Source organism: Paraburkholderia sp. C35 (genome assembly GCF_003121405.1).
Classification (GTDB): domain Bacteria; phylum Pseudomonadota; class Gammaproteobacteria; order Burkholderiales; family Burkholderiaceae; genus Paraburkholderia.
On the sequence record NZ_QBUY01000179.1, the window covers coordinates 1 to 10,383 of the forward strand.

General features: G+C 61.7%; 8 protein-coding genes. All 8 read left to right on the forward strand.

The window, feature by feature from the left end:
* Positions 1-439 precede the first annotated feature (439 nt).
* Positions 440-1,456, forward strand: coding sequence for a deoxyribose-phosphate aldolase (gene deoC, locus DK391_RS42855; RefSeq protein ID WP_109484068.1), 1,017 nt, complete (start codon positions 440-442; stop codon positions 1,454-1,456).
* Between the two features lie 13 nt (positions 1,457-1,469).
* Positions 1,470-3,869 (forward strand): aldehyde dehydrogenase family protein, encoded by a 2,400-nt coding sequence (locus tag DK391_RS42860; protein WP_109484069.1) that lies wholly within the window; start codon positions 1,470-1,472, stop codon positions 3,867-3,869.
* A 68-nt stretch (positions 3,870-3,937) separates the two neighbouring features.
* A complete protein-coding gene (locus DK391_RS42865; RefSeq protein ID WP_109484070.1) occupies positions 3,938-4,402 on the forward strand; it encodes an RbsD/FucU family protein in 465 nt (154 codons plus the stop codon).
* A 5-nt stretch (positions 4,403-4,407) separates the two neighbouring features.
* Positions 4,408-5,367, forward strand: a complete 960-nt coding sequence (gene rbsK, locus DK391_RS42870) for a ribokinase (RefSeq protein ID WP_109484071.1) — start codon at positions 4,408-4,410, stop codon at positions 5,365-5,367.
* A gap of 50 nt (positions 5,368-5,417) precedes the next feature.
* Positions 5,418-6,437 carry an ABC transporter permease gene (locus DK391_RS42875; protein ID WP_109484072.1) on the forward strand — a complete coding sequence of 340 codons (1,020 nt, stop codon included), beginning with the start codon at positions 5,418-5,420 and terminating at the stop codon, positions 6,435-6,437.
* A gap of 102 nt (positions 6,438-6,539) precedes the next feature.
* Positions 6,540-7,544 carry an autoinducer 2 ABC transporter substrate-binding protein gene (locus DK391_RS42880; RefSeq protein ID WP_109484073.1) on the forward strand — a complete coding sequence of 335 codons (1,005 nt, stop codon included), beginning with the start codon at positions 6,540-6,542 and terminating at the stop codon, positions 7,542-7,544.
* Positions 7,545-7,630: 86 nt separating this feature from the next.
* The gene (locus DK391_RS42885) at positions 7,631-9,163 is read left to right on the forward strand and encodes a sugar ABC transporter ATP-binding protein (RefSeq protein ID WP_109484074.1); all 1,533 of its coding nucleotides are present in this window, start codon (positions 7,631-7,633) and stop codon (positions 9,161-9,163) included.
* Between the two features lies 1 nt (position 9,164).
* Positions 9,165-10,211 carry an ABC transporter permease gene (locus DK391_RS42890; protein ID WP_109484075.1) on the forward strand — a complete coding sequence of 349 codons (1,047 nt, stop codon included), beginning with the start codon at positions 9,165-9,167 and terminating at the stop codon, positions 10,209-10,211.
* Positions 10,212-10,383: the final 172 nt, after the last annotated feature.

Genomic DNA, 10,383 nt, shown 5'->3' on the forward strand with positions numbered 1-10,383 from the left:
ATAGGACCGGTTGGGGGCCCGCAGGCAACAACTAGCATTTGCGGTGTTAGCCCGCTTTCTTTGCTTACTTTCTTTGCGGCGGCAAAGAAAGTAAGTGCCGCCCCGCACAGGGGCAACGCATGAAGAACCGTTAGCAAAAAGCGGATGCCCCCGCAGCCAGCCAGCGCAGCAAAAACAAAAGCAACACCTAAACCATCATCTGTGAATTCACACCCACACCCCGCGCCTCGACCTCCTGGTGAAAACACCAATCCCCACCGCCATCGGCGCGCAAACCCATACCAGACAAGGCTTCCCCACACACGCCACGCGTCTTCAAACCACCGACAAGATGGAAACAATCATAACTACACCTGTTAGAATCCTCTCAAACGATGTAGCATGACTGCAAATAACCCATCAGCTGTTGCTGTGCATTGCACAAACCTGTGGACGTCTCATGCCAGAAGCTCCTGTTTCTACCCAGTCTTCGTCGGTGGTCGCGCTGCGGCGCGCAGCACCCCTCCATCCCGCCAGAAATCCCGGCGTGCCCTTCGACCTCGTGTGGCTCGACGGTCTGCGTGTGAATCAGTCAGCCGTCGAGCGCCGCACCGCGACGCTAGGCGCACGCCGCACCGTCAAGAAGGACGCGCAGGCCGCCTGGTTGCTGAAAGCCGTCACCTGCATCGACCTTACGACGCTCAACGGCGATGACACCGAAGGCCGCGTGCGGCGTCTGTGCGCCAAGGCGCGTCAACCGGTGCGCACGGACATTCTCGCGGCACTCGGCGTGCCGCCGCACAGCATCACGACGGGCGCGGTGTGCGTGTATCACCGCTTCGTCGCGGCCGCCGTCGATGCGCTCGCAGGCAGCGGTATCCCCGTTGCAGCCGTGTCGACCGGTTTTCCCGCTGGCCTGATTCCGCATCCTTTGAAACTGAAGGAAATCGAGGCATCGGTCGCCGACGGCGCGCAGGAAATCGATATCGTCGTTACGCGCGAGCATGTGCTGACGGGGAACTGGCAAGCGCTTTACGATGAAGTGCGCGACTTCCGCGCCGCATGCGGCGAAGCACATCTGAAAGCCATCCTCGCGACGGGCGATATTCAGACGCTGTCGAACGTTGCGCGCGCATCGATGATCGCGATGATGGCGGGCGCCGACTTCATCAAGACGTCGACGGGCAAGGAAGGCGTCAACGCCACGCTCGACGTGTCGCTCGTGATGGCCCGCATGATCCGCGAATACCACGCACGCACGGGCATGCTGATCGGCTTCAAACCGGCGGGCGGCGTGTCGAACGCGAAGACAGCGCTGAACTATCAGATCCTGATGAAAGAAGAACTGGGCCGCGCGTGGCTCGAGCCCGAACTGTTCCGCTTCGGCGCGTCCAGTCTTCTCGCCGATATCGAACGCCAGCTCGAGCATTACGCGACTGGCCGCTATTCCGCCTTCAACCGTCACCCCGTTGCCTGAGCAGACCGATCCCATGAGCGTAGCCGAGTATTTTTCATCGATGGAGTACGGTCCCGCACCCGAGGACGATCAGCCCGCACGTGCGTGGCTCGCACAGCATGACGCGACGTTCGGCCATTTCATCGACGGTGGTTGGCGCGCGCCCGTAGCGGGTGAGCGCTTCGCCTCGCATGAACCCGCCACGGGCGATCTGCTCGCGCAGATCGCGCAGGGCGATGCCGCAGACGTCGATGCCGCTGTCGCTGCAGCGCGCGCCGCGCAGCCGGGCTGGCTGGCATTGGGCGGCGCGGGCCGCGCGCGGCATCTGTATGCGCTGTCGCGCATGGTGCAGCGTCATAGTCGACTCTTCGCCGTGCTCGAAGCACTCGATAACGGCAAGCCGATCCGCGAAACCCGCGACATCGATATACCCCTTGTAGCAAGGCATTTTCTGCATCACGCAGGCTGGGCGCAACTGCAGGACAGCGAGTTCAGGGACTTCGCGCCGCTGGGTGTGATCGGCCAGATCGTGCCGTGGAATTTCCCGCTGCTGATGCTCGCGTGGAAGATCGCGCCCGCTATCGCAACGGGTAACTGCGTGGTGCTGCAGCCGGCCGAATATACGCCGCTGACGGCGCTGCTGTTTGCTGAACTGGCGCATCGCGCGGGCTTGCCCAAGGGCGTGCTGAACGTCGTCACGGGCGATGGCCGCACGGGCGCGGCGCTCGTCGAACATTGGGGCGTCGACAAGATTGCCTTCACCGGCTCGACGGAAGTGGGCCGCCAGATTCGTGCGGCCACGGCAGGCACCGGCAAGTCGCTGACGCTGGAACTGGGCGGCAAGTCGCCGTTCATCGTGTTCGACGATGCCGATCTCGACGGCGCAGTCGAAGGCGTCGTCGACGCGATCTGGTTCAACCAGGGGCAGGTGTGCTGCGCGGGCTCGCGTCTGCTGGTGCAGGAGGGCGTCGCGGCGCGTTTCATCGACAAGCTCAAGCGCCGCATGGCGACGCTGCGTGTCGGGCCGTCGCTCGACAAGAGCATCGATATGGGCGCGATCGTCGACAAGGTGCAACTGGAGCGTATCGAATCGCTCGTCGAAGCAGGGCGCCTCGAAGGTTGCGAGATCTATCAGTCGACGCAAACTACCGTGCCTGCCGACGGCTGCTTCTATCCGCCGACACTCGTCACAGGCGTGTCGCCCGCATCGACACTCGCGCAGGAAGAAATCTTCGGCCCCGTGCTCGTCACGATGACATTCCGCACGCCCGATGAAGCCGTCGCGCTGGCGAACAACACACGCTATGGCCTCGCCGCGAGTATCTGGAGCGAGACGATCGGCCGCGCGCTCGATATCGCGCCGCGTCTCGCGAGCGGTGTCGTGTGGGTCAATGCGACGAATCTGTTCGATGCTGCCGTCGGTTTCGGCGGTTATCGCGAGTCGGGCTATGGACGTGAAGGTGGCCGCGAAGGCATCTACGAATATGTGAAGCCGAAGGCATGGGCCAAACTCGAAGAGCGCCGCCCGGTGCATCGCATCACGGATGCGTCGTCGCCGATACAGGACGCACCGCTAGGCGCCGATGTATTCGCAATCGACCGCACCGCGAAGCTCTTTATCGGCGGCAAGCAGGCGCGGCCGGATAGCGGCTACACGCTGCCCGTCTACGGTGCGGATGGCACGGTCGTCGGCGAAGTGGGCGAGGGCAAGCGCAAGGACATTCGCAATGCTGTGGCCGCCGCGCGTGGTGCAGCGAAGTGGTCGCAGGCGACATCGCACAACCGCGCGCAGGTGATCTACTACCTCGCGGAAAATCTGGCGGTGCGCGCGCATGAATTCGCGCATCAACTGATTCGGCGCACAGGTGTGAGCGAAACGGAAGCGCGCCGCGAAGTGGATGCATCGGTGACGCGTCTCTTCACGTATGCTGCATGGGCCGACAAGTTCGATGGCGCGGTGCACACGCCGCCGCTGCGTGGCGTCGCACTGGCCATGAACGAGCCGCTCGGCGTGATCGGCATTGCCTGTCCTGACGAAGCGCCGCTGCTGTCTTTCATTTCGCTGATTGCCCCTGCACTCGCGATGGGCAATCGGGTTGTTGTGTTGCCGAGTTCGTCGAGTCCGCTTACAGTGACCGACTTCTATCAGGTGGTCGAGACGTCGGATATTCCCGCTGGTGTGCTCAACATCGTGACGGGCGAACGCGGTGCCTTGCTGCCCGCGCTCGCGAAGCACGACGATGTCGATGCGCTCTGGTGCTTCGGCTCCGCGAAGGATTCGGCGTTGACCGAACGCGAGTCGATCGGCAATCTGAAGCGCACCTTCGTCGATCATGGCCGCGCGTTCGACTGGTTCGATCCGGCGAGCGAAGGCCCGGCGTTCCTGCGCCATGCAACACAAGTCAAGAACATCTGGATACCGTACGGCGACTGATCGCTTTCTGATCGCCCGAGAGGGCATGACAGACGATAGCGCGCCAACCGAATAACGGAGGAGACAACGTGCTGAAGAATCTGGACCCGCTGTTGAACGCCGATGTGCTGCACGCGCTGCGTGCAATGGGCCACGGCGACGAAGTGGTGATTTGCGACGCGAACTTTCCGGGCGACTCGGTCGCACGGGAAACCGTGACAGGCAAGCTGTTGCGGCTCGATGGCGTCGATGGCCCGCGTGCCGTGCGCGCGGTGCTGTCGGTGCTGCCGCTCGATACCTTCGTCGACGACCCTGCCTCGCGCATGGAAGTGGTCGGCGAACCGAATACGCTCCCCGCCGTGCAGCGCGAAGCGCAAACTGAAGTGAACGAGGCCGAAGGGCGCGATGTGCCGTTCGTCGGCATCGAGCGCTTTGCGTTCTATGCGCGTGCGAAGCAGGCGTACTGCGTGATCGCCACGGGCGAGACGCGCGGCTACGGCTGCTTCATCTTCAAGAAGGGCGTGCTGCTCGCGCCTGACGCACCGAAGGAATGACGACGATGGCTACGCAACAGAAGGAAGGGCGCGTCGTCATTCTCGGCATCTTCGTGACGGATCTGACGTTTCGCGCGGACCGCATGCCGCTGATCGGCGAAACCATCGCGGGCAATGCGTTCAAGATGGGTCCGGGCGGCAAGGGCTCGAATCAGGCGGTCGCGGCAGCACGCGCGGGCGCTGACGTGGTGTTCTGCACGCGCCTGGGCAACGACGCATTCGGTCAGATCGCGCGCGCGACGTGGGAAGCGGAAGGCATCACGGCGCGGGCATCGGTGATCGATGGTTTGTCGACGGGTGCGGCGCATATCTTCGTCGATGACACCACTGGCAAGAACGCGATCATCGTCGCGTCCGGTGCTGCTGCCACGATGAACGCCGGCGATGTCGATGCGATCGAAGCCGATATCGCATCGGCTCGCGTGTTCGTCACGCAACTCGAACAACCCGTTGCAGCCGCGAAGCGCGGTCTCGAAGTGGCGCGCAAGCACGGCGTGACGACGGTGTTCAATCCTGCTCCCGCCTTACCGCTCGACGACAGCATTTTTCCGCTGTGCGACTACATCACACCGAACGAAACGGAAACGGCCGCGCTGACGGGCGTCGAAGTGAATAACGTCGACGATGCGCGCCGTGCCGCTGATGTACTGCTGAACAAAGGCGTGCGCAACGTGATCGTGACGCTCGGCGAAGCGGGCGCGCTGCTGCATTCGGCGGAACAGTCGGTGTTCGTGCCGGCGTTCCAGTGTGGCCGCGTGGTGGAAACGGCAGGTGCGGGCGATGGCTTCACGGGCGGCTTTGCAGCAGCACTTGCGCGCGGCGCGGACGCTGTCGAAGCCACACGCTTCGGTTGCGCGCTCGCGGGCATTTCGGTGACGCGTCCCGGCACCGCACCGTCGATGCCGACGCTCGCCGAAGTCAACGCCGTGCTGGCGCAGGCCGGTCATCCGCTTTCAACGCATTGAGCGCGTGCGCCGCGCGATGCGGCGCACTGCATGAAGGAGTTCGTTTCGACATGAAGTCCTCGCTTTTCGCCGGCCTGTTTCGCGACCGGCAACTGAACTTCCTGCTGGCCGTCAATGTGATCGTCGTGCTCGCCGCGACGTGGATCTCGCACGGCCAGTTCGTGTCGCTCGACAATCTGCAATCGATGGGCGGCCAGTTGCCCGAACTCGGGTTGCTCGCGCTCGGCATCATGCTGTCGATGGTGTCGGGCAATGGCGGTATCGATCTGTCGGGCGTGGGTCTCGCGAATCTGTCGGGCATGGTGGCGGCGCTGATCGTGCCGAAGTTCATCAGCGGCGACGATTCGCCGATGCTTTATACAAGCGTGTTTTGCGTAATCGTCGTGGTAATGGGTGCGCTTGGCGGCCTGCTCAATGGCGTCGTGATTGCACGTCTGCGTCTCACGCCGATTCTCTGCACGCTCGGCACGCAATTGCTCTTTACGGGTATTGCTGTCGTGCTGAGCAACGGCGCGTCGGTGCACGTCGATTATGTCGAGCCTCTGTCGGATATCGGCAATGGCACGTGGTTTCAGGTTCCTGTCTCGTTCGTGATCTTCATTGCGGCCGTCGTCATACTCGGCTGGCTGCTGCGCCGCAGTCCGTTCGGCCTGCGTCTGTATCTGATGGGCACGAACCCGAAGGCCGCGTTCTATACGGGCATTCCGCGCGCACGCATGCTGATACTGACGTACACGATGTGCGGCATTCTCGCGTCGCTGGCGGGGCTGATCAGCGTGACACATACGTCGAGCGCGAAGTGGGACTACGGCAATTCGTATCTGCTGATCGCGATCCTGATCGCGGTGATGGGCGGGGTGAATCCGGCGGGCGGATATGGCCGCATCGTCTGCGTGTTTTTCGCGGCGACCGTGCTGCAGTTCCTGTCGAGCTTCTTCAATCTGCATGGCGTGTCGCAGTTCTTTGGCGATTGCGCGTGGGGTTTCCTGCTGCTGGCTTCGCTGGCTTTTGCAGGCGGCGAACGCGTGCGCGCAATCTTCGGCTTCGCGCAGCCGAATCAGCGGCGCTAGCGCAGCGCGAACGGTTTCAGCGGACATCGGTGCCCTGGATTTCCGCGTGCATATGAAGGGGCGACATTGAACCAAACGACTAAAGGCATAGGAGACACACGCATGAAACTGACCCGACTGAGCGCCGCCCTCGCAACGGGCGCACTCGCGCTTGGCGTGATCGCCGCCGCGCAGGCCGCCACCAACGAAACGATCGTCACGGTCGTGAAGGTGACGGGCATCAACTGGTTCAACCGGATGGACGAAGGCGTCAAGGAGTTCGCGAAGGACAACCCCGGCGTGCAGGCTTATCAGACTGGCCCTGGCCGCGCCGATGCCGCGCAGCAGCTGAAGATCATCGAAGACCTGATCGCGAAGAAGGTAACGGCCATCGCCGTCGTTCCGTACGATCCGCCCACGCTCGAACCCGCACTGAAGAAAGCGATGGATCGCGGCATCAAGGTCGTCACGCATGAAGCGGACAACGAGAAGAACACGATGGTCGACATCGAAGCGTTCGACAACAGCGCATATGGTGCGGGTCTGAACGAGCGTCTCGCATCGTGCATGCACGACGACGGCAAGTGGGCCGTGCTGGTCGGTTCGCTGGGCAGCCGTTCGCAGGTGCAATGGGCCGACGGCGGCATCAACAACGCGAAGGCCAAGTATCCGAAGATGAACCTCGTCGAGCCGAAGCTCGAAACGAATAACGACGGCGAGAAAGCCTACGAAGTCGCGAAGGAAGTGCTGCGCAAGCATCCGGACCTGAAGGGCTTTCAGGGCTCGTCGTCGCTGGACGTGATCGGCATTGGCCGCGCAGTTGAAGAAGCCGGCCTGCAAGGCAAGATCTGCGTGTACGGCACGGGCCTGCCGACTGAAGCCGGCAAGTTCCTCGAAAGCGGTGCAGTGAACGGCATCGCGTTCTGGGATCCGAAGCTCGCAGGTCTCGCAATGAACAAGGTTGCGCAGATGCTGGTCGACGGCAAGACGGTGCAGAACGGTGCTGACCTCGGCATTCCGGGCTACACGAAGGTGACGGTCGAGAAGGGTCCGGGCAAGGGCATTATCGTGCGCGGCCAGGGCTGGGTGAACGTCGACAAGACGAACTACAAGCAATACAACTTCTGATCGTGGCATCACCGCGTGCGGGCTTTCATGTCGTCGATGTGGTTGCCTGCACGCTCTGACATTCATCTGGAGCACGGCTTTTCAGCATGAATCAAAACGTTTCCTTCACGCCGTTCCTGCAGGTGGTCGGCGTACATAAGCGATTCACGGGCGTGCATGCATTGCGCGGCGTGAGCCTGTCGTTCGAGCGCGGGCAGATCTATCACCTGCTCGGCGAAAACGGCTGCGGCAAGAGCACGCTCATCAAGATCATCTCCGGTGCGCAGCCACCCGATGAAGGCGAGCTGATTATCGAAGGCGTGTCGCACGCGCGACTCTCTGCGCTCGAATCGCTGGCTGCGGGCATCGAGACGGTCTATCAGGATCTGTCGCTGCTGCCGAACATGAGTGTCGCGGAAAACGTCGCGCTGACCTCGGAACTCGCAGAGCACAACGGACGCCTCGCGCGCACGTTCGACCGCAAGGCACTCGCGCGCACCGCGGCAAAAGCACTCGAAGCCGTGGGTCTGCCCGGCGATGCACAATTTCAGGCGACGCTGATCGAACAGTTGCCGCTGGCCACGCGGCAACTCGTGGCGATTGCGCGCGCGATTGCGAGTGAAGCGAAGTTCGTCATCATGGACGAGCCGACTACGTCGCTCACGCAAAAGGAAGTGGACAATCTGATCGCCGTGCTGGGCAATCTGCGCGCGCAGGGCGTGACGGTGCTGTTCGTGAGTCACAAGCTCGACGAATGCTATGCGATCGGCGGTGAAGTGATCGTGCTGCGCGATGGCCAGAAGATGGCGCAAGGGCCGATCGTCGACTACACGAAGGCGCAGATCAGCGAGTTGATGACGGGCCGTCATCTGTCGAGCGAGCGGTATCGCGAAGGTGAAGTCGGCAAGGAAGTCGTGCTCGACGTGAAGGCGCTGACGCGCGGCACGCAGTTCCGCGACGTATCGTTTGCCTTGCATCGCGGCGAGATTCTCGGCGTGACAGGCTTGCTCGATTCAGGCCGCAACGAACTCGCGCGCGCGCTCGCAGGTGTCGCGCCGGCCGGAAGCGGCACGATCACGCTGGAGGGCACGCAGGTGGTGTTGCGCACGCCATCGGATGCGAAGGATCACCGGATCGGTTATGTACCCGAAGACCGCCTGAATGAAGGGCTGTTTCTCGACAAGCCGATTCGCGACAACGTGATCACCGCGATGATTTCGAGCCTGCGCGACCGCTTTGGACAGATCGACCGCACGCGTGCGCAGCAGCTTGCCGAGCAGACCGTGAAGGATTTGCAGATTGCGACGCCGGGCGTCGACAAGCCGGTGCAGTCGCTGTCGGGCGGTAACCAGCAACGCGTGCTGATTGGGCGCTGGCTGGCGATCGATCCGCGCGTGCTGATCCTGCATGGACCGACGGTCGGTGTGGATGTCGGCTCGAAGGACATCATTTATCGGATCATGCAGAAGCTGTCGCAGCGTGGCATCGGCATTATTCTGATCAGCGATGACCTGCCCGAACTGCTGCAGAACTGCGATCGCATTCTGATGATGAAGAAAGGCCGCGTGGCAAGCCAGTATCACGCGGATCAGTTGAACGAAGCGGAGCTGTATCACGCTCTGCTGTCAGAGGCAGCATGAGATGTCGTCTATCATGAACCGGACCGTGACTACCCCTAATGTCGTCGAAATCGCGCCCGAGGTGAAACCGCCCACGTGGCGCGCGAAGCTCTCGCGCAACCCGGAGTGGTTCACTGCGGCGCTGATCGTGGTGATGTGCGTGATTGTTGGCTCGATCAATCCGCGTTTCTTCCAGCTGGCGACGCTATTCGATCTGCTGCATTCAGCGACGACGGTATCGTTGTTCGCGCTCGGGACGCTGGTTGTGCTGGCGTCGGGCGGGATCGATGTGTCGTTCACGGCGATCGGCGCGTTGACGATGTACGCGATTACCAAGGCTGTGTTTGCGTGGTGGTCGGATGCGCCATTTGCGCTGATTCTCGTTGTTGGCGCTTTGGGCGGGGTTGTGCTTGGGGTGATCAATGGCGTGCTGGTGCACCGGCTGAAGGCGCCTTCACTGATCGTGACGATTGGCACGCAGTATCTGTATCGCGGGATCTTGCTGACTTTTGTCGGCACGACGTTCTTTATGAACATTCCGCATAGCATGGATCGGTTTGGGCGTATTCCGTTGTTCTTCTATCACACGGCAGATGGATTGCGGGCGGTGTTGCCTGTGTCTGTTCTTGCTCTGGTGATTGCTGCTGTTGTGACCTGGTGGCTGCTGAATCGCACGATGATGGGGCGCGGGGTGTATGCCATGGGTGGCAGTCTCGCTATTGCCGAGCGGCTTGGTTATAACCTGCGGGCGATTCATCTGTTTGTGTTTGGGTATACGGGGATGCTGGCTGGTGTGGCGGGCATTCTCCATGTGTCGAATAATCGGCTTGCTAATCCGTTCGATCTGGTTGGGACTGAGCTTGATGTGATTGCTGCGGTGATTCTGGGCGGTGCCCGGATTACGGGTGGGACTGGGACTGTAGCAGGTACTCTGCTAGGTGTTGTTCTCGTTACGCTGTTTAATAGCGTGCTGATTCTTGTTGGGGTGCCTAGTACCTGGCAGAAGGTTATTATTGGGGCGTTTATTTTGATTGCTGGGACGTTGTTTGCTTTGCAGAGGAAGGGGTGAAGGTTTGGGTTTTGGTTTTGGTTTTGCTTTGTCTCGCGACCTTTAGGGCTGGTGTTTCGCTGGCATCCGCTTTTTGTTAGTGGTCTGCTAGTGTTGCCCCTGTGCGGGGCAGCACCTACTTTTCTTTGCCGCGGCAAAGAAAAGTAGGCAAAAGAAAGCCGCTGAACACCAC